Raw genomic sequence first — 26,041 nt, forward strand, 5'->3', positions numbered from 1 at the left:
GGTTCAGCCCGCGATCGGCCCGTAGAGCCCCGGCCGGCGGTCGGTGAAGAACGGGTCCGCCTGCCGCACCGCCTGATGATGCGCCGGGTCGATCTCGGCGAAAATCATCTCCTCGCCGGTCCCCGCCATCGCCAGCACCGCCCCGTTCGGCCCGCAGATGGAGGAGAGGCCGATATAGCCCAGCCCGTTCTCCTCACCCGAATGGTTGGCATAAGCCAGATAGACCTGGTTCTCATAAGCCCGCGCCGGGATCACATGCCGCGCCACCTGCTCGTAAGGCTCCATCTGCGCGGTGGGGACCAGCAGCAGATCCACCCCGGCCAAGGCCAGAGTGCGCGCCGGTTCGGGGAATTCGATATCGTAGCAGATCAGCAGCCCGAGTTTCAGCCCGCCCAGCTCGGCCACCGGGAAATCCTGGCCGCGCTGCTTGAACATGTCCCGGTCGAGATCGCCGAACAGATGCGTCTTGCGGTAATTCAGCAAAATCCGCCCATCCGGGCCGATCAGCACGGCGGCGTTCGCCACCTGGCCCGCCACCAGCTCCGGATAGCCGAAGACCAGCGCGATGTTCAGATCCGCCGCCGCCGCCTGCGCCGGGGCCAAGCCGGATTGCGGGATGGCCAGCGCCAGCGCCGCCTGCGGGCCGATATTATAGCCGGAGAGATACATTTCCGGCAGGATGAGCAAATCTGCCCCCTGCGCCTTGGCCGAGGCCGCCTGCGCGCGCAGATGAGCGAAGCCGGCTTCGAGGTCGTTGACGCATCCGGGGCCCTGATACAGCGCGATTTTCATGCGTGGCAAACTAGAGTGTTTTTCAGCAAATGAAAAACACTCTAGCGTTTTCTGTGCGGGCAATTTCATGTGTTTATCTTGACGCTGACGCGTCAAGATAAACACATATTGCTCTAGCCCCGGCGCGCAAATGTTGAAAATCCTGGAAAAACCCGATAAACCCCGCTCGCCGGCACCCCTGGAGGCCGGCTTTTGTTGTTTTATGGAGCTGAAAATGGCTGATTTTGAACTGATTGAAGCCTCTGCTCGTTCGCGTGCCGGCAAGGGGGTGGCGCGGGCGACGAGGCGTGAGGGCAAGGTGCCCGCCGTGATTTATGGTGCCCGCCAGGAGCCGAGCCTGATCGCGCTCGACCCGCGCACCGTGATGAAGGAGCTGAAGCGTGGCGGCTGGCGCTCGCGCCTGTACGAGATCGACGTGGCCGGGACCAAGACCCGCGCGCTGATGCGTGATGTCTCCTTCCACCCGGTCACCGACCAGCCCGAGCATGTGGATTTCCAGCGCCTCGTCGCCGGTGAGCCGGTGAAGGTGGCCGTGGCCGTGCACTTCCTCAACGAAGCGACCTCGCCGGGCCTGAAGCGTGGCGGCGTGCTGAACGTTGTGCGCCACAAGGTGGAAGTGGTGGTGGACGCCGACCACATCCCCGAGAAGTTCGAGATCGATCTCGGCAAGCTGGACATCAACGACAATGTCCGCTGGCACGATCTGCAGGGCGCTGAGAACTGCAAGCCGGTGATCACCGGCCGCGACTTCGTCATCGCCACCATCGCCCCGCCGCTGGTGAGCGCCGAGCAGCTGGCCGCCGAGGCCGCCGCCGCCGCTGCTGCTGCTGCCGCCAAGGGCGGCGCCAAGAAGGGCGGCAAGAAGTAAGCCGTAAAGTTACCGCGCCATGCTGCTTTGGGTTGGTCTAGGAAACCCGGAACCGGGCATGGCGCGGCAACGCCATAATATCGGCTTCATGGCGGTGGACGCGATTGCGGGCCGCCATGGCGCCTCCCCCTGGCGCGCCCGCTTCAAGGGCATGACCGCCGAGGCGCGCATCGGCACGCAGAAGATTTTACTGCTCAAGCCGATGACCTACATGAATTTGTCCGGCGAGGCGGTGCAGGAGGCATCCTCCTTCTACAAGATCGCCGCCGCGGACATCACGGCCTTCCATGACGAGCTGGATCTGGAGCCCGGGAAAATCCGGGTGAAGAAAGGCGGCGGCAATGCCGGCCATAACGGGCTGCGCAGCATGGATAAGCATCTCTCCACCCCGGATTACTGGCGGGTGCGGCTGGGCATCGGGCATCCCGGTGACAAGGCCCGCGTGACCGGCCATGTGCTGGGGGATTTTTCAAAACAGGATCAAGCCTGGCTCGGCCCGGTGCTGGACGGCGTGGCGGATCATGCTGCGTTGCTGGCCGAGGGCAAGCCAGAGGATTTCATGACGCGCCTGGCGCTGGTCAACGGAGTGCAGAAATAATGGGTTTCAATTGCGGGATCGTGGGCCTGCCGAATGTCGGCAAGTCCACGCTGTTCAATGCGCTGACCGCGACGGTGGCCGCCCAGGCGGCGAATTATCCGTTCTGCACCATCGAGCCGAATGTCGGCCGGGTGGCGGTGCCGGATAAGCGGATGGGCGCCCTTGCCGAGATCGGCAAGAGCCAGAAGCAGGTGCCGACCAGCCTGGAATTCGTGGATATTGCCGGGCTGGTGCGCGGCGCCTCCAAGGGCGAGGGGCTGGGCAACCAGTTCCTGGCGAATATCCGCGAGGTGGATGCCATCGTGCATGTGCTGCGTTGCTTCGAGGATGACGACATCACCCATGTCGAAGGCTCGATTGACCCGGTGCGTGACGCCGAGACGGTGGAAACCGAGCTGATGCTGGCGGACCTTGAGAGCCTGACCAAGCGCGTGCCGCTGCTGCAGAAAAAGGCCAAGAGTAACGACAAGGCGGCCGCCGCCGAGCTGGAGCTGATCGAGCCGCTGATCAAGCTGCTGGAAGATGGCAAGCCGGTCCGCACCGGCATCCCCAAGGGTGAGGAGGAGGCGGTGAAGCGCCTCAACCTGCTCACCTCCAAGCCGGTTCTGTATGTGTGCAATGTCGAGGAAGCCGCGGCCGCCACCGGCAATGCCCAATCCGCCCGGGTGGCAGAGATGGCCAAGGCGCAGGGCGCGGCGCATGTGATCATCTCAGCCGCCATCGAGGCCGAGGTGAGCCAGCTCCCCGATGAGGACCGCGCCGGCTTCCTGGCGGATCTGGGGCTTGAGGATAGCGGGCTGGACCGCATCATCCGCGCCGGCTACCAGCTGCTCGGGCTGATCACCTATTTCACCGTCGGGCCGAAGGAAACCCGGGCCTGGACCATCATCAAAGGCACCAAGGCGCCAGGCGCGGCGGGCGTGATCCATGGCGATTTCGAGCGCGGCTTCATCGCGGCCGAGACCATCGCTTACGATGATTACGTCGCCAACAAGGGCGAGGCCGGGGCGCGCGATACCGGCAAGCTGCGGGTCGAGGGCAAGGAATATGTCGTCAAGGATGGCGACGTGATGCTGTTCCGCTTCAACGTGTAAGCCGGGCAGGCTAGGATAAAGGGGCGCCCCGGCGACGGGAGCGCCCCTTTTTTGTTCCAGGAGCCAGCATGTCCCCCACGCGCATCATCGAAGCCATATTGTTCGGCGGGCGCTGGCTGATCGTGCCGGTCTATCTGGCGATGCTGGTGCTGCTCGGCATCATCGTGGTCTATTTCATCGGCGAGCTGGTGCATGCGCTGCCGACCATCGCCAGCATCACCGAAAACCAGCTGCTGATCTTCAGCCTGTCGCTGATCGACCTCTCGCTCACCGCCAATCTCGTGGTGCTGGTGATCCTCTCCGGCTATGAGAATTTCGTGCGCAAGGTAGCGTTTGATGAGAGCGACCCACGGCCGGAATGGATGTCGAAGATCGATTTCTCCGGGCTGAAGCTGAAACTTCTGGCTTCGATGACGGTGATCGGCGCGGTGCATCTGCTGCGCAGCTTTCTGGATGTGGCCAATGAGACGGACCGGAATTTGTTCTGGCAGCTGGTGATCGTGCTCGCCTTCGGGCTGCTGTCCCTGGTTTTGGCGCTGACGGACCGGGTGGAACATAAAGAGTAGGCGGCGCAACAGTTTCGTAACCAGGACAACGCTTGCCAAAAGCGCAGGCGCGTGAAAATCTTCCGGCCGGCAAAAAGACGTTGGGATATTTTGATGCTTCAATCGTTTTCGACAATTGAACAGTGGGTTGCCGCGAACAACAAATCCAAAAACCATCCTGATGAACTGGTCATCGCTCTAATATGGAAAGAGAGCGGGTTCGATGACGCGTCTAAAAGCGCAAAAAGCACTGCAACGGGGCTCATGCAGATGACGATCCCGGCAGTTGATGACGTGAACCGCAACACACCGGCAGGCACGCATTTCTCGTTTGCTGATATGCTTGATGGTCCGAAGAACATCCAATGCGGAACATACTATCTGGATATGATTTATCGCCGTGCAGGCAGCGACATGAAAGCCGGTTTGGATCGGTTTGGCACGGGAAAAGGTTACGCCAGTGATATTCTAGCCGCCGCCGCTTGTTTGAAAAAATCTAAAGGGAGCAATAATGTGATCGATCCGAAATTGGCCAAAACCTGCCTTTTGCAGATCCACAAATGAAGCGGCTCATTCAAGGCATAACAGCTTTTTCCCTCCTCGCCGGTCCAGCCCTCGCTTCATCTTCCGACTGGTCCAGCCTCGATACATTCGCGGGTACTTATCCGGCGGCGGGGTTGATGAAATCGGCGATCATACGCCAGCAACTTCGTAATTTACTGAGCCCGCGGCAGCGGGCGCAGTTGAAGGCGATGGCGGTTTCGCCGCCGGTTTCGAAAATCGACAGTGATTTAATGGCGCAGTTCTGCATGCCCCATATGTGCGGCAGCGAAAGTGCGGTTCTGGTCATCGACCCGGCGGCGGCGAAACTATGGGTTGGATTTTACGAGACGGATGGCAAGCGCGTGCAAATGGAGTGGATCGGCACGGACGACCCTGCCGCCCTGCCGCCGGATATCCAGGCCAGCCTGGCCAAGATCCATAACCCGTTCTGACCCCTCCAACCAAGCCGCGCATGGACGCCATTGCAGCCCGGATTTGCGCTTTTCCCCAATAGGCCCTAGTCGTATCAAACCGGTCTTGCCGCATGCCCTGGAACATTGACAATGTAACAGGGCCGTGGGGGGAGCGGGTGGCTTTCGTGGCAGAGTATGTTCCCTGCCAGAGACAAGCCAAGAATGAATTAGGAATTTCTTATGGCGATCGGCACTGTTAAATTTTTCAACGAAACCAAGGGCTACGGCTTCATCAGCCCGGAGACCGGCGGCCCAGATGTGTTCGTGCACATCTCCGCTGTGGAGCGCGCTGGCATGCGCAGCCTGAATGAAGGCCAGAAGGTCAAATTCGAGCAGGTGCAGGATCGCCGCAGCGGCAAGACCGCTGCTGACAACCTGGAAGCGGCGTAAGCCGAATAGCCGGCAAGCTCGCTTTCCGGCTATTTCAGAGCCTCAAGCTTTCAGCTTGAGGCTTTTTTTGTCTTGATGCGCAATATCGCGCGCGTCAGGCCGGGAATGGCACCATGCGGTTGCCGGCCTCATCCCATAGCGTGAAGCTGGGGGCGCGCAGCGCGTCGCGCAGCGTCAGGATGGTCACGTCCCGCGTCACTTCCGGGCAGCCATCATGGCAATCCTGCAGCCGGTAATTCGGAATGCCGGGGCGCAGATGGTGAATGTGATGCAGCCCGATATTCCCCGAAAACCATTGCAGCCAGGCCGGCAGCTTCAGATATGAGGCGCCATGCAGTGCCGCTTGCGTCGGGCACCAATCGGCCTGGCGGGCCCATTGTGACTCCTCGAAGCGATGCTGCACCGAGAACAGCCAGATGCCGATGATTGCCGCCAGGATGATGGCGGGCAGATGCACCAGCAGCACCGCCTTGAGGCCAAACGCCATAATCAGCCCGCCATAAAGCAGCACGAGCCCCAGATCGAGCAGATAGACGCTGCGCCGCTCCCGGCGCTGGGCGCGGGGGGTGTCGAAGGGCAGGCGGTAGAGCAGCAGGAAAATCACCGGCGGCAGCAGCATATGGATCAGCAGCGGGTGGTGGCTCAGCCGGTAGAGGCGTTTGCCCCAGCCGGACATCGCCTGATATTCCGCCAGCGTCGCGCAATCCGAGAAGAAATCCGCCGGGATGCCGCGCCCATCCAGATTGTTCCAGCTCTGGTGATGCCGCGCATGCAGCCGGCGCCAATAGGAAAACGGCGTGAAGGTGACCAGGCTGCACAGCGACCCGAAGGCGATGTTGAGGCGCTTGGAGCCGAAAAACGAGCCATGCCCGCAATCATGCTGGAACATGAACAGCCGCACGATCAAGCCGCTGGCGGGCAGGGATAAAGCCAATGTCAGCCAGAGCGAGACATGCAGGCTGGCATACATGGCGGCGATACAGAGCAGATAGAGCCCGAAGGTGGAGCCGGCCTGAAACGCGGCCCGGCGGGTGCAAGCCGCCTGATAGGCCCGCAAAAGCCCGAGCGGCAGCGCGCCGGCGGATGATGGGCTGCTGAATTCTGTGGACGACAAGTGGCCTCCGGCGGTTTTACTTATAAATCTGTCTCTATCACGATCGGCACCCCGGAAACCAACTCATTCATGTCCCGTCCGCCGCCGTGCGGCACGGCATGGGCCTTGTGCCCCGGGCGGACAAGCCCGGTTGCGTGAAGCTCCCGTGACACCCGCGTTCAATAGCGCAGCGCCTGATACCCGCCCGGCGCCGGTTCCACCCCGTGCGTATCGTGCCCGAAGCCGGGAAATTGCCGGTCGAAGCGCTCCAATGCCGCCAGATAGCGCAGCACCGGCCCATCTACGGTGCCGAAAGTCTCGCCCGGCATCAGCAGCGGAATGCCCGGCGGGTAGGGTACGATGGCGGTGGCGGCGACCCCCCCGGCCAAAGCGGCCAGCCCTGCCATGCCGCCTTCGCCGCGGATCAGCCGGTCATGCGCTTCCGCCGGGATCATCTCCGGCAGTGGCAGCGCGTTATAGGCTTCCTGCAGTTTTTCCGGATAGCCGGTCTCGCCCATCGCCTTGAACATCGCCTGGCCCAGCTCTTTCAGCCCCAGCGCGCCATAGGCGGCCGGGTGCGCGGCGCAGAGGGCGGGCAGGGCGCGGGTGAGCGGGGTGTTGGCGTCGTAATCGCGTTTGAAATCCAAGAGCGCGCTCACCAGCGAGCCCCATTTGCCCTTGGTCACGCCGATGGAGAACAGGAACAGGATGGAGAAATGCGCGGTCTTTTCCGGGGTGATGCCGTGTTCCGCGAGATAATGCGCCAACAAGGGTGCTGGAATACCCTGCGGCTCCAGCTTGCCGTCCCGCCCCATGCCCGGAGTGGTCAGCGTCACCTTGATCGGGTCGAGCAGGCAATAGCCTGGCTCCAGCCCGGCAAAGCCGTGCCAGTCTGCCCCCGGCTCCAGCGCCCAGCAGGCCTGGCTGCTGGCGAGAAGCTGCGGCGGCGCATCGGCGAAGGGCAGGCGCAACGTCCCGTCGCGCACGAAATCCGGCTGCCAGACGCCGAAGAACCAGTCGCCTTTTTCCAGAAAGCCCGCCTGCAGCCGCGCCACGGTCTGCCGGAAGGCGACCGCCTCGGCGATCGCCTCCGAGGTCAGCAGCTGCCCGCCGGCGCCATCCATCATCGCCGAGCTGATATCGGTGGAGGCGATGATGGCGTAGTTGGGCGAGGTGGAGGCGTGCATCATCAGCGATTCATTGAACCGCACCGCCTCGATCGGCACCCGCCCCTCGCGCAGATGCACCATCGAGGCCTGGGAGAGGGCCGCCAGCAGCTTATGGGTGGATTGGGTGGCGAAGATGGTGGGGCCGGTGCTGTCGCGCCCCGCCGGGTCGCCGCGCATGGCGTAGTGGTTTTCGTAAAGCGGGTTGAAACGGGCATGGCCGAACCAGGCTTCGTCGAACAAAATCCGGTCCACCGAGGGGCTGAGCAATTCCTCAACCCGTGCGGCATTGTAGCACAGCCCGTCATAGGTGGAGTTGGTGACGATGGCCAAGGCCGGCCGCGCGTCCTGGCCGGCGGTCAGGCGCGAGCTGGCGAGGTTATGCGCGATCGCCTCCCTGGTCAGCGACGCCGGCGGGATCGGCCCGATCATGCCCAGATGGTTGCGGTAGGGCAGCAGATAGGCCGGCCTTGCCCCGGTGAGTGCTAGCCCATGCTCGATGGATTTATGCGCGTTGCGATCCGCCAGCACGGTTTCGCCGCGCGCCACCGAGGCGGTGAACACCACCCGGTTGGCGGTGGAGGTGCCGTTGGTGACGAAATAGGAGCGCTGCGCCCCGAACACATAGGCGGCATAGCGCTCGGCATCGCCGATCGGCCCGGTATGGTCGAGCAGCGAGCCCAGCGCCGCCACCGAGATCGAGAGATCCGCCCGCAGCAGCTTCTCGCCGAAATAATCATAGAACATCCGCCCGGCGGGGGAGCGCAGAAAGGCGGAGCCGCCCGTATGGCCGGGTGTGTGCCAGGAATATTCCGCCTCGTCGGCGAATTTCGCCAGCGCCCCGAACATTGGCGGCAGCAATGCCAGCCGGTAGCGGCGCACCGCCTCCAGAATCCGGGTGCTGACGAATTCCATCGAATCCTCCAGCAGCCAGATGAAACCGTCCGCCTCGCGCATCACCTCCGCTGGCACGTGGGGCGCGGCCTCGCGCGTCGCCAACAGGAATACCGGCAGCTTGGCATTGCGGGCCCGCAACGCCGCCAGCACCTCGCGCGCCTGGGTATGGCTCGGGTCCTGGTGCAGATCCCAGTCCAGCAGCAGCGCCTGCAAATGTGGGTCCGCCTCGATCGCCTCATGCGCCGCGGCGGTGGAGAGGGCGATAACCGGGTTCAGCTCATGCGCTGTCAGATCCTCTTGCAGCGCGCGGGCGGCCCGGCCCGGCGAAGAGGGCTCGTGCAGCCGGTCGCAGACCAGCAGCACGTTGCGGGCGATGCGTTTGCCTGTCTGTTCCGTCCTGGCCATGATGCTCCCTTTTGCGGCTTTCGGGATTGGATGGCGTTTGCGCGCCGCTGTCCAGCCCTATGCCGGCACCATGGAAGCTAGTTTGGTGGATATGGCACACCACGCCGCCGGCTGATCGGGATGCCCCCAAAAAACAACCGCGCCGGCGGTGGAGAACGCCGGCGCGGCCTTGGCCCGGAAGCATCCCAAGGGGTTAGGGGAACTTCCTCCGGGTGTACAGATAGGCGATACCCAAAAGCCCCAGATACAGGAAGGGGATAAAGACAATCAGGCTTTCCAGCTCGACCGGCATCAGATCTCTCCTGTCCCGTTTTCGTGCTGGGCGTCGTACATGACGGCACCGCAGCCCGCGATCAGCACGATCATCACCGTGCCGACAATCCAGGCGAAATACCAGGGACCGTAATCCCCAGCCACCACGGCGAGCAGCAATGCCAGAGCAAGCACCACGCCGAGGCCCACGAAGGTGAATAATTTACCCATTTCGTTGCCCTTTCTACTTAATAGCTGTGCTCGTCATGCGCCACCGCGGAAGCCTTTACTTTTCCGCGCATCACGTAGAAGCACCAGGAGGTGTAGCAGATGATGATCGGCGTGAAGACCAGCGCGAAGAACAGCATCCAGCCGAGATTATATTCGCTGCCGGAGGCGTTCCACACGGTCAGGCTCTGGCTCGGGTTGGTGGTCGAGGGCATCAGGAAGGGGAACATGCTCGCCCCCGTCGTGAAGATCGCGCCGATCCAGCCGATTGCTCCCAGCCACCAGGCCAGCACCGGCTTGCCCGCCAGGTTCAACAGCGCCGCGCCGAACATGCCGACGAGACCCAGCGCCGGCAGCACCCAGAGCAGCGGGTAGGATGCGTAGTTATGCATCCAGGCGCCGACCACAGGCGCCACGCTGGGGCCGGTGAGCGGGGTGGCGGCGGCATTCGGGTCAACCGCGCTGGTATAGGCAAAGCCGGTGAGATGGCCGAGCCACAGCCCGCCGGCCAGGAACAGGATGCCGCCGACCAGCCCGCCGCCGATGGCCGCCTTGCGGGCGCGGCCATAGATCGGCTGCTCGCCGCGCAGCATCAGCATGGTGCCGCCCTGCTGGATGGACAGAGCCAGCGACATCACGCCGCACATCAGCGCGAACGGGTTGAGCAGATACCAGATGAAGCTCTCATCCTGATAATACTGCCCGTCCCAGCCATAATGATAGCCAACACCCTGCATCACATTGCCGAAGGCGGCGCCGTAGACGATCATCGGCACCGCACCGGAGATCAGGAATGCCCAGTCCCAGGTGCCGCGCCATTTGCCGGCATCCACCTTGGAGCGATACTCGAAGGCCACCGGGCGCATGATCATGCTGAACAGCAGCAGGATCATCACCACGTAGAACACCGAGAAAGAGGTGGCATAGAGGGTGGGGAAGGCGGCGAAAATCGCCCCGCCGCCCAGGATGAACCAGACCTGGTTGCCATCCCAATGCGGGCCGATGATGTTGAGCGCCACCCGGCGCTCCACATCATTGCGGCCGACAAAGCGCAGCAGGCTGCCGACCCCCATATCCATGCCGACCATCACGGCGAGGCCGGAGAGCAGCACCCCCAGCAGCACCGCCCAGATCACTTTCAGAACAACATAGAGTTCCATGATAAACGCTCCTTTACTCGGCCGGGGTGGCGAACATCGGCGCCGGCGTAGCCTCGGGCGCGGCGGCATGGTGCGGCTGCGGACCCAGGCGGGCGAACTTGAACATCAGGTACAATTCAGCGGCGATGAAGGCACTGTAGAGCAGCGCGAAGCCGATGAGCGAGAACACCATGTACCCGAGCCCATGGCTGGAGGCCGCCTGGAAGGTCGGCAGATAGCCATAGACCGACCAGGGCTGGCGCCCGGCCTCGGCGGTGATCCAGCCGAACTCGCAGGCCAGGATCGGCAGCGGGATCGACCAGACGCACAGCTTCAGCAGCAGCGGATGCCGCTCCAGCTGGTTCTTCAGGCTGTAGAAGGCCGCGAAGGCGAACAGCCCGACGAAGAAGAAGCCCAGCGCCATCATGATCCGGAAGGACCAGAAGGTGACGGGCACGTTGGGGATGGTGTCCTTCTCCGCCTGGGCGATGATGGCGCCCTGATTGGCCGGGGTGATCAGGTTCAGATCCTGGTTCGGCGCGTAGCGCTGCGCCAGGAAGCCATAGCCCATGTCGCTTTCATTCGCCTTGAAGGTGGCGAGGGCGGCGGCGTCATGGTCCTTGCCATAGGCCTGCAGCGCGTTCAGCGCCACGATGCCTTTCGCAATCCGCGGGCCGGCCTGCTGTTCCAGCGAGATCAGGCCGGGGATGTTGGTGTTGAAGGAATGCGCGATCAGCGGGTCCAGCACATAAGGCACGCCGATTTCGGCATAGTTGGTCTGCTTCGCCTGGTCGGGCAGGGCAAACAGCAGCCAGGGCGCGGAGGCCGCCGAACCATTGGCGGCACTATCCTGCCACAGCCCCTCGATCGCGGCGATCTTGGTCGGCTGCACCAGATAATCCAGCCGCCCCAGCGCATCGCCCAATGTCACCACCGCCAGCGAGGAGATGATGCCAAACAGGGCAGCCATGCGGAAGGAGCGCGCGGCCAGCTCACGATGCTGCTTGCGCAGAATGTAGAAGGCGGAAATGCCCATCACGAACAGCGCCCCGGTGACGAACCCGGCGATGGAGGTGTGCACGAATTTCGCCTGCGCATCCTCGCTGAACACCAGCTTCAGGAAGGAGTTGAACTCCATGCGCATCGTGTCGGGATTAAAGCTCGCCCCTTGCGGGTTCTGCATGAAACCGTTGGCAACCAGGATCCACAGCGCCGAGAGGTTGGAGCCCAGCGCCGTCAGATAGGTGACGGCGAGATGCCCCGGGCGGGAGAGCCGGTCCCAGCCGAAGAACATCAAGCCGATGAAGGTGGATTCCATGAAGAAGGCCATCAGCCCCTCGATCGCCAGCGGGGTGCCGAACACGTCGCCGACGAAATGCGAGTACATCGACCAGTTGGTGCCGAACTCGAATTCCATCGTCAGGCCGGTGGCGACGCCGATGGCGAAATTGATCGCGAAGAGCTTGCCCCAGAACTGGGTCATGTCCTTGTAGATCTGTTTGCCGGTGATGACGTAGACCGTCTCCATCGCGGCGAGCAGGAAGGTCATGCCGAGAGTCAACGGCACGAACAGGAAGTGGTAGAGCGCCGTCAACGCGAATTGCAAACGCGATAGATCGACGACACTCGGATCGATTAACGGCATGACCGCCCTCTCCAGTTGTGGAAAAACTTTAACCAAGCGGACCGGGTATAGGCGGTGCCGGCAAAACGCGGCTTGATCTCTGTCAAATTCCGGGTGGAGAGCGGGCAGGGCCGGAGGATTGCGGTGAATTGCTGACCTTCGCTGCGGGCATGGCGCGCGGTTTTCAGGCGTTCCGCGCCGTTGGGCTCTTGGAGATTGGCCTTTCGGCTTCAACGCGTTGAAGGATCAGCATTGTTTCGATCATTTCAGGCTTTCGTCTTTTGCCTGGGGCATCAAGGGGTAAACGCGCCTGCGGCGCCGCGCGGCAAAGCCGCGCGCCCTTGACCCCCCAGGCAAAAGACGAAGTGGCCAGGGATCGAGATAATGGCTGGGTGAATGCTGATCTGGGGCCTACCGCTGGCGAACCGCCTTGCCGTCCCGCAGCTCATACACCTCATCCATCAGCGCCAGCCCGGCCGGGCGGTGGGTGATGTAGAGCACGCTGCGCCCGGCCAGCAGCGGGGCCAGATCGGCCAGGAAGGCGCGCTCGGTCTCCACATCCAGCCCCTCGGTCGGCTCGTCCAGGATCAGCAACGGCGCCGGCTTGAGCACGGCGCGGGCCAGCGCGATGCGCCTTGCCTGCCCACCGGACAGGCTGGCCCCGCCTTCGCCCACCAGATGATCCAGCCCCTGCGCCAGCCCGCGCACGAAATCCGCCAGCTGCGCCACCTCCAGCGCGTGCCAGAGTGCCGCCTCATCCGCCGCACCATTGGCCAGCAGCAGATTATCCCGGATGCTGGTATGAAACAGATGGCTGCGCTGGGAGATGATGGTGGCATGGCGCGCCATCTGCGCGCTGGAAAATGCCCGCAGATCCACCCCGCCCAACCGCGCCGTGCCCGCCTGGTACTCATGAAAGCGCAGCAGCAGATTGATCAGCGTGGATTTGCCTGACCCGGAGACGCCGACAATCCCGACATGCCGCCCCTGCGGCAGGCTCAGGCTGAACCCATCCAGCACCTTGCGGCCGCCATCATAAGCCAGATCGACCCCCGCCAGCTCCAGATCGTAGCGCTGCAACGCCGGGGCGGCGGTGGCGGGCGGGCTGATCGGCGGCATCTGGTCCGCCAGCGCGAAAATGCGCCGTGCGGCGGTTTTGATCTGGCCGAGATAATTCAGCGCCCCGGGAAGCGGGGCGGTGGCCTCGAAGGCGGCCATGGCGCCGAGCAGCAGCATCGGCACCTGGGCGGCGCCAAGCCCGCCCGCCTCAAAGCGGCGCGCGCCGAACACCAGCACCGCCAGCAGCGTCGCATTCGCCGCCAGCCCGGAGAGGGATGCCCCCAACGCGGCGACACCACCCAGCCGCGCCTGGGCGGCCGCCAGCTCTTCATTCAGCGCCGCCGCGCGGGCTTGCATCGCGGGCGCCGCGCCGCTCACCAGCAGCTCCCCCATGCCTTGCAGCGCCTCGACATATTCGGCCCGCAAACCCGAATTCAGCCGGGTGATCGCCGCCCCCGGCCCGGCGCCAAGCCGCGCCGTCAGCACCGGGGCGAGGGCGCCATTCAAGCCCAGCCCGAGGATCAGCGCCAAAGCCGCCGGCACCGAGAAAAACGCGAAGAACGAAGCCATCAGCAGCGCGGCCGCCAGAGCGGTCAGCACCGGCACGAACACCCGCAGATAGAATAAATTCAGCGTGTCGATATCGGAGACGATGCGCCCCAGCAGATCCGCGCTGCGCTGCCCCTGCAGCGCGGCGGGGGCCAGCGGCTCCAGCCGCGTGTAGAACCAGACCCGCAGATCCGCCAGCAGCCGGAAGGTGGCTTCATGCGTGACCAGCCGCTCAGCATAGCGCGAGCCGACGCGCAGCGTGGCGAAAAACCGCACCATCGCCGAGGGGGTGAAGAAATTGAACGCGTTCTGCGCCGCATAACCGGCCAGGCCGGCGGCGGCGGTGGCGGCGAGGAACCAGCCGGAGAGGGCGAGCAGCCCGAAATTCGCCAGCAAGGTGAGCGTGGCCAGCCCCAGCCCGGCCAGCATCCAGCCTTTGCGCGGCGCGGTCAGGCGGATCAGGCGCCAGATGTCAGACATAGGCCGCCTCCCGGGTCCGCAGCATGTCCCGATAGGGGCCGGGGATTGCAGCCAGGCTCGCATGGGTGCCGGCCTGCACCAGCCGGCCCTCCTGCAGCACCAGAATTTGATCCGCCCGTTCGGCCAGGGTCAGCCGGTGCGCGATGATGATGGCGGTCACACCCGCCCCCTGCTCCATCGAGTCCAGGATCGCCGCCTCGGTCCCTGCATCCAGGCTGGCGGTGGCCTCGTCCAAAATCAGCAGCTTCGCCTGGCGGGCATAGGCGCGGGCCAGGGCCAGGCGCTGGGTTTCGCCGCCGGAGATATTGGCGCCGCCCTCGTCGATCGCCGCGCCGAACTGGCCGGGCAGGCTCTGAATGAAATTATAGGCATGGGCGCGCGCGGCGGCGTTGCGCAGCCCCGCGAAATCCCGCGCGGGCAGGCCCAGAGCCAGATTATCCTCGACACTGCCTTTGAACAGGCGCGGGCTTTGCGGCACCCAGGCCAGGGCCCGCCACCAGCTCTCCGGGTCGATCTCGGCCAGATCCTGCCCATTCACCAGAATTCGCCCGGCGCTGGGGGTGAGAAACCCGAGCAGCAGGCGCGAGAGCGTGGTCTTGCCGGCGCCGCTGGCACCGACGATCACCGTGGTGCTGCCGGCGGGAAAACGGGCGGTGATATCCTGCAGCACAATACGCCCGTCATAGGCGAAGCTCAGCTTTTCGCAGGCCATCTCATATTCCTCAGCCGGCGCCAGCGCGGCGCTGCCGCGCGCGGGCACGGGCGCGTCCAGAAGGCTGAAAATCTGCCGCGCGGCGGCAATGGCGCTCATCCTGGCATGGTAATGCACCGAAAGCCCGCGCAGCGGCACGAAATATTCCGGGGCCAGCAGCAGCACCAGAAAGGCCGGGTAGAAATCGAAATGCCCGTGGATCAGCCGCGCCCCGAACAAAACCGCCACCAGCGCGATCGCCAGCGAGGCGAAAAACTCCAGCACCGCGCTGGTGAGAAAGGCGATGCGCAGCCCATCCATGGTGGTGCGGCGATAATCGTCCGAAATCCGGGCGATGATGGCGATCTCATCGCGCGCCCGGCCAAACAGCTTCAGCGTGGTCAACCCCTGCAGCACATCCAGGAAATGCGTACCCAGCGCCAGCAGCTTCAGCCATTGGCGCTGATTGATCGCCTCCGCCCGGTAGCCGACAAACACCATGAAGAGCGGGATCAACGGCCCCGCGACCAGCAGCACCAGCCCGCTGATCCAGTCCAGCGAGAACACGAAGGCGAGGATGGCCAGCGGCACCGCGACGCAGAGATACATCTGCGGCAGATAGCGGGCGAAATAGGGCTCCAGCGCCTCCACCCCGTCCAGCAGCACGGTGGCGTGCTCGGCGCTGGCCGCCCCCTCGGCCGGGCCGCGCGCGAATAGCCGCTCCAGCAAGGCGGCGCGCAGCCCGGTTTTGATGGTCAGGCAGGCGCGGCTGGCCAGGCGCTCGGCGCCATAGGTGAGCAGTGCGCGCAGCCCGAACAGCAGGGCCAGCAGCAAAAGCGGCGTCTCCAGCCGGCTCAGCGGCTGATGCAGGAAGGAGATGGCGGTGACCAGCTTGGCCAGCAGCACGGATTGGCCGATCACCACCCAGGCGGAGAGCAGCCCCAGCCCGATGCTGCCATAGAGCGCGCCCCGGGCGCGCTTGCCTTCGCGCATCAGGCGCGGATCCATGCGGTCACTCATGCCGGCGAGCTAACCCGGCGCGGGGGATACCGCCAAGATATATATCAAATCCTCACGCTTCCGGCGGCGGCACCTGGCGCTGCCATTCCCGGGCAATCTCGATCCTTCGCGCCACCCAGACATCCGGCAGGGAGGCGACATAATCCAGAATCTGCCGCAGCGCGCCGATGCGCCCCGGCCGGCCGATGATGCGGCAATGCAGCCCGATGGAGAGCATTTTCGGACAGCTCTCGCCTTCCAGCCGCAGCGCGTCGATGGCGTCCTTGATGTAGGTGACGAAATGCGCGCCGGTATTGAAGCCCTGCACCGCGGCGAAGCGCATATCGTTGGTGTCCAGCGTGTAGGGCAGGATCAGCTGCGGCTTGCCCCATGTGGTGTCGTAATAAGGCAGGTCATCCGCGTAAGAATCCGCGTCATACACAAAACCGCCTTCCTCGACCACCAGCCGCGCCGTGTTGGGGCTGGTGCGGCCGGTGTACCAGCCGAGCGGGCGATGGCCGGTAAGCGCGGTGATGATCTCGATGGCGCGCTGCATATGGTCGCGCTCGATCTCTTCCGGCACATATTGGTAATTGATCCAGCGATAGCCGTGGCTGGCGATCTCCCAGCCGGATTTCAGCATCGCCTCCACCGCCTCCGGGTTGCGCTGCATCGCCATCGCCACGCCATACACGGTGAGCGGCAGCCCGTGCGCCTCGAACAGCTTGCGGATGCGCCAGAACCCGGCCCGTGCCCCGTAATCATAGAGGCTTTCCATGGAATGATGGCGCATTCCCGGCACCGGGGCGGCGCCGACAATCTCGGAGAGGAAGGTCTCCGCCCCTTCATCGCCGTGCAGCACGGAGTTTTCCGCGCCCTCCTCGTAATTCAGCACGAAGCTCAGCGCCAGCTTGGCCCCGCCCGGCCAGGTGACGCGCGGCGGGTGGCCGGCATAGCCGGGAAGGTCACGCGGGTAGGCAGGGCTGTTAGCCGCCGCGATAGGTGGAATAGCCATAGGCGCTCAATATCAAAGGGACATGGTAATGGCGCGCGGGCTCATGCACCAGAATGCGCACCGGGATGATGTCGTAAAACTCGGCCGCCCTGCGATAGCCGGCGGCGTGGAAGCGCAGCTCATAGGCGCCGGCGACGAGGGATTCGGCCAGGCAGGCGCGCCCGCCTTCATCCAGCGTCACCGCGGTCACCGCCCCGCCCGGCGCGTGCAGCTCCACCTGCATCCCCGCCGCGCCGCAGCCCTGGACGACATCCAGCACATGGGTGGTGAGGCCCTTCATGGCGTGATGTCCTGCAGCCGCAACCAAGTGATATGGCCGATTTCGCGCAAGGCGGTCTCCTTTTCCGTGACCGGGTCATGTTCAAGCCGTTTGGCGAAGGCCTCCAGAATGGCCGCCTTGCCGGGCTGCAGCCGCACGCAGATGATGAAGGGAAAGCCGAATTTTTCCCGGTAGGCGGCGTTCAGCGCGGTGAAGCGGGCGAATTCCTCGGCGCTCAGCGCCCGCAACCCCGCCTTTTGCTGCTCGGCCTGGGAGGCGGCGGTGAGGTCCGCCTGGCCTGCGCCAAGCTCGGGATGGGCGCGGATCAAGGCGAGCTGCTCGGCCTCCGATGCGTCCGCCACCACCGCCACCAAGGCGGCGTGCAGGCTGGCCTTGTCCGGAAAGGGAGAGGTTGTGAAGGCCCGTTCCACCACCCAGGGGGAATGCTCGAACAGGCCGAGATACGGGCCGGACTCAGCGATCATGTCGACCTCCGGGAATTTCGCGACACGCTTGGCGAAAATCACTCACCCCCGCATAGTGGCGCTGATAGCCCAAGGGCGCAACCGGGACTGAGATGATGAAGAGCCTGACCGATCTGATCGATATGCATGATGCCAGCCGGGAGGAGTTTCTCGCCGAACTGGTCCGCCACCCGTCCGACAACCCGGCCGGGGACTGCACCCCGCACGCGGCGATGACAGCGGCGCTGCTGGAGCGGTTAGGGTTCCACGTGGAACGTCATGTGGTCCCAGAGGCGCTGGTGCGGGCGCATGGCATGGTCAGCTGCACCAATCTCATCGTCCGCCACGGCTTCGGCCCCGGCCCGACCATCGCGCTCAACGCCCATGGTGACGTGGTGCCGCCCGGCGAAGGCTGGAGCGCGGACCCGTACGGGGCCGAGATCCGCGACGGCTGGATGTATGGGCGCGGCGCCGCCGTCTCCAAATCCGACATCGCCTCCTACGCTTTCGCGCTGAAGGCGCTGAAGGAGAGCAAGCTGGCGCTGAAGGGTACGATCGAGCTGCACATCACCTATGATGAGGAGACGGGCGGGGAGATCGGCCCCGGCTGGCTGCTGGCGGAGGGGATTTCAAAGCCGGATGCGGCGATCGCCGCCGGGTTTTCCTATAATGTCGTCACCGCGCATAATGGCTGCCTACATCTGGAAGTGACGGTGCTGGGCCGCTCCGCCCATGCGGCGAAGCCGGAAACCGGGATCGACGCGCTGCAGGCGGCAACCTGCGTGCTCAACGCGCTCTATGCCGAGCGGGCGCGCCTGCGTGGCCAGCCCTCCGCCATTCCCGGCATCGGCGCGCCGGGGCTCACCGTGGGGCTGATTTCCGGCGGCATCAACACCAATGTGGTGCCGGACAAGATCACGCTGCGCCTGGACCGGCGCATCACCCCGGACGAAGACCCGGCGGCCGTGGAGGCGGGCTTGCGCGCGCTGATCGAACAGGCGGTGACGGAGGTTGCAGGGGCGCGGGTGGAGATCCGCCAGGTGCTGCTGGCGCTCCCGCTCACCCCGCTGCCGGGGAGCGAGCGCTTGGCGGAGGCGTTGAGCCGCCGCGCCACGGAGATTTACGGCGAGCAAATCGGCACTACCGGCGTGCCGCTTTACACCGATGCCCGCCATTACGCCGCCGCCGGCGTGCCGATCGTGCTCTACGGTGCCGGGCCGCGCAGCATCGAGGAAGCCAACGCGCATCGTGCGGATGAGCGGCTGCCCCTGGCGGACCTGCACCGCGCGACCAAGGTGGTGGCGCTGGCGCTGGCGGATTTGTTGGGGTGAGGCCTATTCATTGGTCTCGCCGGTCTCTCCATCCTGCGCCTCCACCTTCTTGGATTCCGGCGAGTTCTCCTGGCGCAGGAAGATACTGAGCACGACATAGAGGCCGATGGCGCCGAACTCGGCCTCCCAGCACTGGAACACCGAGAACCAGAAATCCGCGCTGCCGGCATAGGCCAGGGTGGAGAGGGTTGGCAGATGCTGCAGCGTTTGCTGCTCGTTATAACGCCAGCTGCCGAACAGCAGATGCAGCCCGAAGGCGATGACGAACATGGCGATGAACGCCAGGGACAGCGAATTGGCATAGAGCGTGTCGGCCAGATTATCCTGCCGGCGCAGCTTCCAATAGACCGTGCGCTGGCTCAGGCCGGCAGGCTTGCGCGAATGCGCGGCACCTTTCTGCCGCAGCACCGCGCTGAAGGCGATCAGCACCGCCAGCTGCAGGATCGCCGCCTGCCAGTTGCTGAAGGCGCCATCCAGAAAATTGCCAGTGCGCAGATAGGTCCCGAGTGAAATCGCCGGAAAATGCGCTTCTTTCAGGCTGCCATTATAATCGACCCAGCCGGTGAGCCCCTGCGGGATCAGGCAGAGGATGAACAGGGTGAAGAAGGCAATGGAGAGCCCGTCATCGCGCCAGAGCTTGCGAAGGCGGTTGCCGAGACTCTCGTTCAACGGGGTGGTCAGGCTGGACATGCGCATCCTCTGAGCGGGTCTTGCAGATATATGTCCGCCAAGGCCGCAAGGAAGATGGTTCAGCGCGCGGCGAGGCGCTCCAGGAAACCCAGCATCACCCGCGCCGCCGCGTCCACATCCTCGGGCGTGACATGTTCGGCAGGGTTGTGGCTGACCCCGTCCCGGCAGCGGATGAACAGCATGGCCACGGGGCAGAGGGCGGCCATGCTCATCGCGTCATGCCCGGCGCCGGAGGCGAGGGCGAAGGGGCGCCCGCCTTGCGCGGCGATGCTCTCCGCCAGCAGGCGCTGGGCCGTCTCGTCGCACAGGCAGGGGGCGAGCTGCTGGACGGTTTTCACCTCCTGGCCGATGCCGCGCCGGGCGCAGAGTGCCGCCAGCCCGTCGCGGAATTCCTGTTCCGCCGCATCGCGCGGGCCCGCCAGCGGGGCGCGCAGATCGACCGAGAAGCTGACCAAGCCGGGGATGACATTGCCCACCCCAGGGGCCACGCTGAGCGCGCCGACGGTGCCGACGATGCCCTCCCGTGTCGCGATACGCTCGACCAGCAGCACCGCCTCGGCGGCGGCGGCCAGCGCGTCCCGGCGCAGCCCCATCGGAGTGGTGCCAGCATGGTTAGCCATGCCAATGAGGGTCACGGCCAGGCGCGTCTGCGCGGCGATGCCGGTGACGATGCCCAGCGGCAGATTTTCCGCCTGCAACACCGGGCCTTGTTCGATATGCGCTTCCAGATAGAGCCGCACATCGCCGCGCGGCGGGGGCTGGCACAGGGCGGCCGGGTCCAGCCCGAAGCCGCGCATCGCCTCGCCCATCGAGATGCCGTCTTCGTCCAGCAGGGTGGTGGGGTCCCCCGTCAGCGTGCCGGCGCGGTAGCGGCTGCCGGTCATCGAGGCGTGGAAGCGCGAGCCTTCCTCATCGCCAAAGGCCAGGATTTCGATGGCGAAGGGCAGGCGCTTGCCTTGCCGGGCCAGGTCCTCGACCACGCCCAGCCCCAGCATCACCCCCAGCGCCCCATCATAGGCGCCGGCATCGCGCACGCTGTCGATATGCGAGCCGATCAGCACGGTGGCCGCGCCGGTGCCCTCATACCGGCCGATCAGCGTGCCCGCCGCGTCCAGCCGCGTGCTCATCCCGGCCTCCCGCATCCAGCCGGTCAGCCTCTCCAGCGCGGCTTTGTGGGCCGGGGTGAGGAAGCGGCGGGTGAGGGCGCCTGCCGCCTCGCTGTAAGGCGGTTGCTTGAACAGGTCGCAACGGGAGACGGCGATGGCGCCAAGGCTCTGGGTCATGCCCAAAAACTAGCCGCAGATAGCGATTGCCCGCAATAAGATGGCTCGCTAGCATTTACCCGGCGCAGGCAGCGTGAAGGAGTGCCCAAGGATGGACCAGATCTCTCCCCCGAAGAGCGAGGCGCTGACAGAGCTGGCGGCGCGGGTCCGGCATGATCTGGCCTGTCTGGATTACCCGGCCAGGCCCTGGGTGCGCCCGCATCGCCACCCGGAGGGGCATGTGTATGACGTGCTGATCGTCGGCGGCGGGCAGAGCGGGCTGGCGGCGGCTTTCGGGCTGGTGCGCGAGAAGGTGGAGAATATCCTGGTGCTGGACGAAAACCCGGAGGGCCAGGAAGGCCCCTGGGTGACTTATGCCCGGATGGTGACGCTTCGTACGCCCAAACATCTGATCTCGGTGGATCTCGGCGTGCCCTCGCTCACCTTCCGCGCCTGGTGGGAGGCGCAATATGGCGCCGAAGGCTGGGAGGCGCTGGGCAAGATCCCGCGCGCGGCCTGGATGCGCTATCTGATCTGGTATCGCCGGATTCTGGGGATTCCGGTGCGCAATGAGGCGAAGGTGACGCTGATCGAGCCGGTGCAACGCGGGCTGTTTCGCGTGCATGCCGGCGGTTCGGCGCTGCTGGCGCGCAAGGTGGTGCTGGCCACCGGCATTCAGGGCGGCGGTGAGTGGCACACGCCGGATTTCATCAAGACGCTGCCGAAATCCCGCTACGCCCATACCTCGGAGGCGGTGGATTATGCCGCGATGCAGGGCAAGCGCATCGGCATTCTCGGCGGCGGCGCCTCGGCCTTTGACAATGCGCAGTTCGCGTTGGGGGAGGGCGTGGGGCGCGTGCAGGTGTTTATCCGCAAGCCGGCGCTGCCCAAGATCAACCCGATCCGTTTCATGGAAAATGCCGGTTTCCTCGGGCATTTTTCGGATCTGAGCGATGCCCAGCGCTATGACGGCATCGACCATTTCCTCTCCTTCAACCAGCCGCCGACCAATGACACCTTCAACCGCGCCTGCGCCTATGAAGGCTTCTCCTTCCATCCCGGCGAGCCCTGGCTTTCAGTGCGGGAGACACCGGATGGGGTGGAGGTGACGACGCCGAAGGCCACCTACCTGTTCGACTTCCTGGTGCTCTCCACCGGGCTGTTGACCGATGCGCGGCTGCGGCCGGAGCTGGCGGCGCTGGCCGGGGATATCGCCTGCTGGCGGGATAAATACCAGGCCCCGAAGCCGAACCCCTTGATCGACGATCATCCTTATCTTGCCAGGGATTTTTCCTTCACCGCGAAGACGCCGGACGGCGCTGACCGGCTGCACGGGCTGTTCAATTTCAACTATGCGGCGCTGGCGAGCCTGGGGCTCTCCGCCTCGGCGCTCTCAGGCATGAAATTCGCCGCGCCGAAGCTGGTTTATGGCGTGGTCTCGCAGCTTTTCACCGACGATGCGCCGGAGATTTTGGCGGATTACAAGGCTTATGCGGAGGAGGAGTTCAGCGGGGTCTGGCCGTGAAGATTGGGGGGAGGTTTTGAAAAAAATCCCCCCAAGACCCCCTAAAAACTTTTATAACTCAGGCAGCCTCTTCCTCGCCCCAGCAATAGAGCTTGGAGGTTTGCCCGATGCCGGGGTTGAAGCAGTTGCATGGGTCCAGCGCCTGGTAATGCGCCGCCAGTGCGGGCTTGGCGGGGTAGAGATGGCCGACATTATGCTCCGCCGGATATTCCGCCCCGCGACCATCCAGCAGCCCCCACATCTCATGCTCGATGGCGATCGGATCATGCCCGGCCTTCACCACATAATCCTGGTGGAACACATGGCAGAAGAAATGCCCGTAATAGAGCTTGTGCAGCAGCTTGCCGTCCATCTCCGCGGGGAGCCTCTCCACCCAATCCTGGTCGTTGCGGCGCAGGGCCACGTCCAGCGCGACAATGTCCGAGACCGTGTCGCGATGAATGGCGCGATAGCGGATCGCCGCCCCCGCCACGGCGAAGCGGTGCAGGAAGGCTTTCGCACCTTCCTCCGGCGTGCATTCGAAAAAATGCCCGCCAGCGCTGGGAAACAGTGAAGCAAGATAAGTCCGCGCCTCCGCAATGCCGGGGCCGGACATTTTCAGCAGCAGATGATGCTCAAAGCGGTCCCGGTAATCGCGCATCCGGGCGGGCAGATGCTGGGGGAACAGCTTGCTCGCCGCCTGCATCAGCCGGTCGCTGAGATCCTTCGGCAGAAATGAAAATCGCGAGGCAAAGGCATCGAACTTCGCTTTCGCCGCGAACAGGGCGGGCAGCCGGTCGGTGCCTAGTTTCTCAATCGCGATCACCGTATCCTTGCCGTACAGAGCCGCGATGTCGAAGGCGGTGCGGTGGATATATTCGCCCGCCACCGGCAGGCTGGCGAAGCCACCCAGAATGTCGCGGCGGATGCGCGTCAGCGCGGCCGCGTCATTGCTGCCGATATAAAATACCGCTGTCTCTTTTTCCGCCGCGAAACTATCCAGCCGCACGGCGAAAATCATCAGCTTGCCGGCACTGCCGGAGGCTTCGCAGAGCCGGCGCGGATCGGCGTTGAAGCGGGCGGGGGTGGCGGCGTCGATCTCGCGGACATGCTGGGCGTAGTCGGGGTCCGAGGCGGCGCGGCCGGCCGGGTGCTCGATTTCGTCGGCGGTGAAATCGCCGCGCTCCAGCCGAGTGAGCATCGCTTCCGGGTCGTTGCCGAGGCGCAGCCCGATATGGTTGACCAGCTCAATGGCGCCCGCCTCATTCACCCGCGCATAGATCGCCAGCTGGGTGAAGGCCGGGCCGCGATGGATCAGCGCCCCGCCGGAATTATTGGAAATCCCGCCCAGTACCGAGGCGCCAAGGCAGGAGGAGCCGATGACCGAATGCGGCTCGCGCCCCAGCGGGCGTAAGGTTTTCTCCAGCTGGAACAAGGTGGCGCCAGGCAGGCAGACCACCTGGCGCCCCCCCTCCAGCAGATGGATCTTTGCCATGCGGGTGGTGCTGATGAGCACGATCGGCCGGTCATACTCATCGCCATCCGGGGTGGAGCCGCCGGTGAGGCCGGTATTGGAGGCCTGCATGATGATGATGACGCCGGCCTGGTGGCAGGCCTGCAGCACCCGCCATTGCTCGACCAGGCTGCCCGGCCGCACCACCGCCAGCACCTTGCCGGTGCCAAAGCGATAGCCGGTGCGAAACCGGCGCGTCGCGGCCTCCGCGGTCAGCACATGCCCGGCCCCGACCGCGCCTTGCAGGGCGGTGATCAGATCAGCGTTGCGGTCGGGCATGGGTTCTGTCCTTGTTGCGGTGGCCGCCACTCTGGGCGGTTTCACTGGTTTTGCCAGCCCCGTGGCGCGGGGCTGGCTTGTTCAGCCCGGGATCACCCAGGGGATGAGATACTGCTCGATAATCACCAGCACCGCCAGCGCCAGGGTCAGCACGATGGAATGGATGAACACCCGGGCGAACACCTTGCCCTCCTGCCCGGCCATGCCGGTGACGCTGCAGCCGGTGGCGATGTTCTGCGGCGAGATCACCTTGCCCATCACCCCGCCGGCGGAGTTGGTGGCGGCGATCAGGATCGGGCTGAGATTGAGCTGCCTGGCCGCGACCACCTGCAGATTGCCGAACAGCGCATTGCCGGAGGTATCGGAGCCGGAGAGCATCACCGCCACCCAACCCAGGAAGGGCGAGAGCAGGATGAAGAAATGCCCGGTGGCTGCCACCCCGGCCCCCAGCGTGTAGGCGAGGCCTGAATAGTTCATCAGATAGGCGAGGGCGACGATGGACATCACCGTCACCACCGCCAGCCAGATCTGCTTCAGCGTGGCGCCGATGCAGCCGAGCAGCGCCCCCGGCGAGACCCGGCCGAGCATGGCGGTGAGCAGCGCGGTTAGCAGAATCGCGGTGCCGGTGGCCAGCGGCTGGAAGCCATAGACCGCGGCATAGGGCTTGGCATGGTAGAGGGTGATCGAGATCGCCTTGTCCAGCCCCGGCCAATGGATGCTCTGCGCGCCGATGGCGGCGATGTTCAGATTGGTCCAGACGATGACGATGACCGAGACCAGCACCCAGGGCAGCCAGCCGCTCCAGGGGTTGCGCTTGGAGTGGGATTCCGCCCCGTGCAGCGCCTCGTCCTTGATCGCGAATTCAGCGTCGGGTTTCGGTTTCCAAACCTGCAGGAACAGCAGCGTGAAGACCAGCGAGCCGAGCGAGGAGAGCACGTCGGTCAGCGCATAATCCAGCAGGTTGGAGGCGATGAACTGCATCGCCGCGAAGGAGCCGCCGGCGGCCAGCAGCAGCGGCCAGAGCGCCTTCAGCGAGCGCCAGCCGCCATAGATGGTGATGACATAGAAGGGCAGCAGCAGCGCGATCACCGGCAGCTGGCGGCCGAGCATGGCGCCGAGTGCGGTGGTGGGCAGGCCGGTGACCGCCCCCAGCACCGTCACCGGCACACCCAGCGCGCCGAAGGCGACCGGGGCGGTGTTGAAGATCAGCACGAATACCAGCGCTTCCAGCGCGGGAAAGCCGACCAGCATCAGCAGCGAGGAGGTAATGGCCACCGGCGTGCCGAACCCGGCCACACCCTCCAGCAAGGCGCCGAAGCAGAAGCCGATCACCACCAGCACCACCCGGCGGTCATTTGGCAGATGGTTGATCACCCAGGCGCGGAAGGCCTCGAAATAGCCGGCGCGGACGGAGATATTATAAAGCAGCAGCGCGTTCAGCACGATCCACATCACCGGCCAGGCGGCGAATACGGCGCCATTGGCCGCCGCCGCCAGCGCCAGATGCACCGGCAGCTGCCAGAAGCCGACCGCGACGATGAAGGCGGCGGCGAGCCCGGCCAAAGCCGCCTGCCAGGCCGGCCGGCGCAGCACGCCGAGCAGCACCAGCACCAGCGCCACCGGAATCGCGGCCACGAGAAACGATAAAACCAGACTGCCCCCGATGGGGGTGATGAGCTGTGCGAACATTTCTGTCCCTGTGATTTGATTATGGTCCTTGGAGTGCTGGCCGGTTAGCATGCCAAGATTGTTATTGGCAATAAATTTTTACCATAATGCATTCTGGTACAACTGGCGCCGGGCTGTTTATAATGCCGGTCGGTTTTTGAGGGACGGTGC

The 26,041-nt window shown here is 64.7% G+C and carries 24 protein-coding genes; 9 read left to right on the plus strand and 15 right to left on the minus strand.

Annotation, left to right across the window (positions count from 1 at the left end; translation table 11 throughout):
• Positions 1 to 3: 3 nt before the first annotated feature.
• Positions 4 to 792 (minus strand): carbon-nitrogen hydrolase family protein, encoded by a 789-nt coding sequence (locus T331_RS0102840; protein WP_008494791.1) that lies wholly within the window; start codon positions 790 to 792, stop codon positions 4 to 6.
• A 214-nt stretch (positions 793 to 1,006) separates the two neighbouring features.
• On the opposite strand from T331_RS0102840, the gene T331_RS0102845 reads away from it, so the two are divergent.
• From T331_RS0102845 to T331_RS0102880, 7 genes are all read left to right on the plus strand, one after another.
• Positions 1,007 to 1,660: a 50S ribosomal protein L25/general stress protein Ctc gene (locus tag T331_RS0102845; protein WP_026438954.1), complete on the plus strand. Its 654-nt coding sequence runs from the start codon at positions 1,007 to 1,009 to the stop codon at positions 1,658 to 1,660.
• A gap of 19 nt (positions 1,661 to 1,679) precedes the next feature.
• Positions 1,680 to 2,258: an aminoacyl-tRNA hydrolase gene (gene pth / locus T331_RS0102850; protein ID WP_026438955.1), complete on the plus strand. Its 579-nt coding sequence runs from the start codon at positions 1,680 to 1,682 to the stop codon at positions 2,256 to 2,258.
• Positions 2,258 to 3,352 carry a redox-regulated ATPase YchF gene (gene ychF / locus T331_RS0102855; protein WP_026438956.1) on the plus strand — a complete coding sequence of 365 codons (1,095 nt, stop codon included), beginning with the start codon at positions 2,258 to 2,260 and terminating at the stop codon, positions 3,350 to 3,352. The genes pth and ychF overlap by 1 nt, the downstream gene beginning before the upstream one ends.
• A 68-nt stretch (positions 3,353 to 3,420) precedes the next feature.
• The gene (locus tag T331_RS0102860; protein ID WP_026438957.1) at positions 3,421 to 3,918 is read left to right on the plus strand and encodes a TIGR00645 family protein; all 498 of its coding nucleotides are present in this window, start codon (positions 3,421 to 3,423) and stop codon (positions 3,916 to 3,918) included.
• Between the two features lie 51 nt (positions 3,919 to 3,969).
• Positions 3,970 to 4,461: a lytic transglycosylase domain-containing protein gene (locus T331_RS19365; protein WP_155992576.1), complete on the plus strand. Its 492-nt coding sequence runs from the start codon at positions 3,970 to 3,972 to the stop codon at positions 4,459 to 4,461.
• On the plus strand, positions 4,458 to 4,892 hold the full coding sequence (locus T331_RS19755) for a hypothetical protein (protein ID WP_155992578.1): 435 nt from the start codon (positions 4,458 to 4,460) through the stop codon (positions 4,890 to 4,892). Before T331_RS19365 ends, T331_RS19755 begins: the two co-directional genes overlap by 4 nt.
• A gap of 201 nt (positions 4,893 to 5,093) precedes the next feature.
• A complete protein-coding gene (locus T331_RS0102880; RefSeq protein ID WP_008494800.1) occupies positions 5,094 to 5,303 on the plus strand; it encodes a cold-shock protein in 210 nt (69 codons plus the stop codon).
• 94 nt (positions 5,304 to 5,397) lie between these two features.
• Here the strand turns inward: T331_RS0102880 and T331_RS0102885 are convergent, their stop codons facing one another.
• The 10 genes from T331_RS0102885 to uraD all read right to left on the minus strand — a co-directional run bounded on the left by T331_RS0102885 (position 5,398) and on the right by uraD (position 17,644).
• Complete coding sequence (locus T331_RS0102885) at positions 5,398 to 6,417, minus strand: fatty acid desaturase (protein ID WP_035178996.1); 1,020 nt, start codon at positions 6,415 to 6,417, stop codon at positions 5,398 to 5,400.
• 158 nt (positions 6,418 to 6,575) lie between these two features.
• Positions 6,576 to 8,864, minus strand: coding sequence for an Orn/Lys/Arg family decarboxylase (locus T331_RS0102890; RefSeq protein WP_026438961.1), 2,289 nt, complete (start codon positions 8,862 to 8,864; stop codon positions 6,576 to 6,578).
• A 291-nt stretch (positions 8,865 to 9,155) separates the two neighbouring features.
• Positions 9,156 to 9,347, minus strand: coding sequence for a hypothetical protein (locus T331_RS0102905; protein WP_026438962.1), 192 nt, complete (start codon positions 9,345 to 9,347; stop codon positions 9,156 to 9,158).
• A gap of 17 nt (positions 9,348 to 9,364) precedes the next feature.
• Positions 9,365 to 10,504, minus strand: a complete 1,140-nt coding sequence (cydB, locus tag T331_RS0102910; protein ID WP_026438963.1) for a cytochrome d ubiquinol oxidase subunit II — start codon at positions 10,502 to 10,504, stop codon at positions 9,365 to 9,367.
• A gap of 13 nt (positions 10,505 to 10,517) precedes the next feature.
• The gene (locus T331_RS0102915; protein WP_026438964.1) at positions 10,518 to 12,128 is read right to left on the minus strand and encodes a cytochrome ubiquinol oxidase subunit I; all 1,611 of its coding nucleotides are present in this window, start codon (positions 12,126 to 12,128) and stop codon (positions 10,518 to 10,520) included.
• A 390-nt stretch (positions 12,129 to 12,518) separates the two neighbouring features.
• Complete coding sequence (cydC, locus tag T331_RS0102920; protein WP_026438965.1) at positions 12,519 to 14,195, minus strand: thiol reductant ABC exporter subunit CydC; 1,677 nt, start codon at positions 14,193 to 14,195, stop codon at positions 12,519 to 12,521.
• Complete coding sequence (cydD, locus tag T331_RS0102925; RefSeq protein ID WP_026438966.1) at positions 14,188 to 15,906, minus strand: thiol reductant ABC exporter subunit CydD; 1,719 nt, start codon at positions 15,904 to 15,906, stop codon at positions 14,188 to 14,190. The genes cydC and cydD overlap by 8 nt, the downstream gene beginning before the upstream one ends.
• Positions 15,907 to 15,958: 52 nt before the next feature.
• Entirely contained in the window at positions 15,959 to 16,900 is a 942-nt protein-coding gene (puuE, locus tag T331_RS0102930; protein WP_051622060.1) for an allantoinase PuuE, read from the minus strand.
• On the minus strand, positions 16,872 to 17,180 hold the full coding sequence (locus T331_RS0102935; RefSeq protein WP_026438968.1) for a hydroxyisourate hydrolase: 309 nt from the start codon (positions 17,178 to 17,180) through the stop codon (positions 16,872 to 16,874). The genes puuE and T331_RS0102935 overlap by 29 nt, the downstream gene beginning before the upstream one ends.
• On the minus strand, positions 17,177 to 17,644 hold the full coding sequence (gene uraD, locus T331_RS0102940; RefSeq protein WP_026438969.1) for a 2-oxo-4-hydroxy-4-carboxy-5-ureidoimidazoline decarboxylase: 468 nt from the start codon (positions 17,642 to 17,644) through the stop codon (positions 17,177 to 17,179). The genes T331_RS0102935 and uraD overlap by 4 nt, the downstream gene beginning before the upstream one ends.
• Before the next feature lie 95 nt (positions 17,645 to 17,739).
• Here uraD and T331_RS0102945 point away from each other — a divergent pair, with 95 nt between their 5' ends.
• The gene (locus T331_RS0102945) at positions 17,740 to 18,954 is read left to right on the plus strand and encodes an ArgE/DapE family deacylase (RefSeq protein WP_456049062.1); all 1,215 of its coding nucleotides are present in this window, start codon (positions 17,740 to 17,742) and stop codon (positions 18,952 to 18,954) included.
• A gap of 3 nt (positions 18,955 to 18,957) precedes the next feature.
• Here T331_RS0102945 and T331_RS0102950 read toward each other — a convergent pair whose 3' ends face one another.
• Together T331_RS0102950 and T331_RS0102955 are read right to left on the minus strand one after the other, a co-directional pair.
• Complete coding sequence (locus T331_RS0102950; RefSeq protein ID WP_155992582.1) at positions 18,958 to 19,644, minus strand: DUF6766 family protein; 687 nt, start codon at positions 19,642 to 19,644, stop codon at positions 18,958 to 18,960.
• A 59-nt stretch (positions 19,645 to 19,703) separates the two neighbouring features.
• Entirely contained in the window at positions 19,704 to 20,927 is a 1,224-nt protein-coding gene (locus T331_RS0102955; RefSeq protein ID WP_026438972.1) for an allantoate amidohydrolase, read from the minus strand.
• Between the two features lie 91 nt (positions 20,928 to 21,018).
• Between T331_RS0102955 and T331_RS0102960 the strand changes: the two genes are divergently transcribed.
• Positions 21,019 to 22,431, plus strand: coding sequence for a flavin-containing monooxygenase (locus T331_RS0102960; RefSeq protein WP_035178997.1), 1,413 nt, complete (start codon positions 21,019 to 21,021; stop codon positions 22,429 to 22,431).
• A 58-nt stretch (positions 22,432 to 22,489) separates the two neighbouring features.
• On the opposite strand, the gene dld is transcribed toward T331_RS0102960, so the two are convergent.
• Both dld and T331_RS0102970 read right to left on the minus strand, forming a co-directional pair.
• Positions 22,490 to 24,202: a D-lactate dehydrogenase gene (gene dld / locus T331_RS0102965; RefSeq protein WP_026438974.1), complete on the minus strand. Its 1,713-nt coding sequence runs from the start codon at positions 24,200 to 24,202 to the stop codon at positions 22,490 to 22,492.
• A gap of 81 nt (positions 24,203 to 24,283) precedes the next feature.
• Complete coding sequence (locus tag T331_RS0102970) at positions 24,284 to 25,891, minus strand: L-lactate permease (protein ID WP_026438975.1); 1,608 nt, start codon at positions 25,889 to 25,891, stop codon at positions 24,284 to 24,286.
• Positions 25,892 to 26,041 lie beyond the last annotated feature (150 nt).

It is taken from the genome of Acidocella facilis ATCC 35904 (genome assembly GCF_000687875.1).
In the GTDB taxonomy this organism is placed as follows: domain Bacteria; phylum Pseudomonadota; class Alphaproteobacteria; order Acetobacterales; family Acetobacteraceae; genus Acidocella; species Acidocella facilis.

Bases quoted from the DNA above. Each gene is read 5' to 3' on its own strand.
- T331_RS0102840 (WP_008494791.1), bottom strand. From the start codon at position 792: ATGAAAATCGCGCTGTATCAGGGCCCCGGATGCGTCAACGACCTCGAA.
- T331_RS0102845 (WP_026438954.1), top strand. From the start codon at position 1,007: ATGGCTGATTTTGAACTGATTGAAGCCTCTGCTCGTTCGCGTGCCGGC.
- pth (WP_026438955.1), top strand. From the start codon at position 1,680: ATGCTGCTTTGGGTTGGTCTAGGAAACCCGGAACCGGGCATGGCGCGG.
- ychF (WP_026438956.1), top strand. From the start codon at position 2,258: ATGGGTTTCAATTGCGGGATCGTGGGCCTGCCGAATGTCGGCAAGTCC.
- T331_RS0102860 (WP_026438957.1), top strand. From the start codon at position 3,421: ATGTCCCCCACGCGCATCATCGAAGCCATATTGTTCGGCGGGCGCTGG.
- T331_RS19755 (WP_155992578.1), top strand. From the start codon at position 4,458: ATGAAGCGGCTCATTCAAGGCATAACAGCTTTTTCCCTCCTCGCCGGT.
- T331_RS0102880 (WP_008494800.1), top strand. From the start codon at position 5,094: ATGGCGATCGGCACTGTTAAATTTTTCAACGAAACCAAGGGCTACGGC.
- T331_RS0102890 (WP_026438961.1), bottom strand. From the start codon at position 8,864: ATGGCCAGGACGGAACAGACAGGCAAACGCATCGCCCGCAACGTGCTG.
- T331_RS0102905 (WP_026438962.1), bottom strand. From the start codon at position 9,347: ATGGGTAAATTATTCACCTTCGTGGGCCTCGGCGTGGTGCTTGCTCTG.
- cydB (WP_026438963.1), bottom strand. From the start codon at position 10,504: ATGGAACTCTATGTTGTTCTGAAAGTGATCTGGGCGGTGCTGCTGGGG.
- T331_RS0102915 (WP_026438964.1), bottom strand. From the start codon at position 12,128: ATGCCGTTAATCGATCCGAGTGTCGTCGATCTATCGCGTTTGCAATTC.
- cydC (WP_026438965.1), bottom strand. From the start codon at position 14,195: ATGTCTGACATCTGGCGCCTGATCCGCCTGACCGCGCCGCGCAAAGGC.
- cydD (WP_026438966.1), bottom strand. From the start codon at position 15,906: ATGAGTGACCGCATGGATCCGCGCCTGATGCGCGAAGGCAAGCGCGCC.
- puuE (WP_051622060.1), bottom strand. From the start codon at position 16,900: ATGGCTATTCCACCTATCGCGGCGGCTAACAGCCCTGCCTACCCGCGT.
- T331_RS0102935 (WP_026438968.1), bottom strand. From the start codon at position 17,180: ATGAAGGGCCTCACCACCCATGTGCTGGATGTCGTCCAGGGCTGCGGC.
- uraD (WP_026438969.1), bottom strand. From the start codon at position 17,644: ATGATCGCTGAGTCCGGCCCGTATCTCGGCCTGTTCGAGCATTCCCCC.
- T331_RS0102945 (WP_456049062.1), top strand. From the start codon at position 17,740: ATGAAGAGCCTGACCGATCTGATCGATATGCATGATGCCAGCCGGGAG.
- T331_RS0102950 (WP_155992582.1), bottom strand. From the start codon at position 19,644: ATGTCCAGCCTGACCACCCCGTTGAACGAGAGTCTCGGCAACCGCCTT.
- T331_RS0102955 (WP_026438972.1), bottom strand. From the start codon at position 20,927: ATGACCCAGAGCCTTGGCGCCATCGCCGTCTCCCGTTGCGACCTGTTC.
- T331_RS0102960 (WP_035178997.1), top strand. From the start codon at position 21,019: ATGGACCAGATCTCTCCCCCGAAGAGCGAGGCGCTGACAGAGCTGGCG.
- dld (WP_026438974.1), bottom strand. From the start codon at position 24,202: ATGCCCGACCGCAACGCTGATCTGATCACCGCCCTGCAAGGCGCGGTC.
- T331_RS0102970 (WP_026438975.1), bottom strand. From the start codon at position 25,891: ATGTTCGCACAGCTCATCACCCCCATCGGGGGCAGTCTGGTTTTATCG.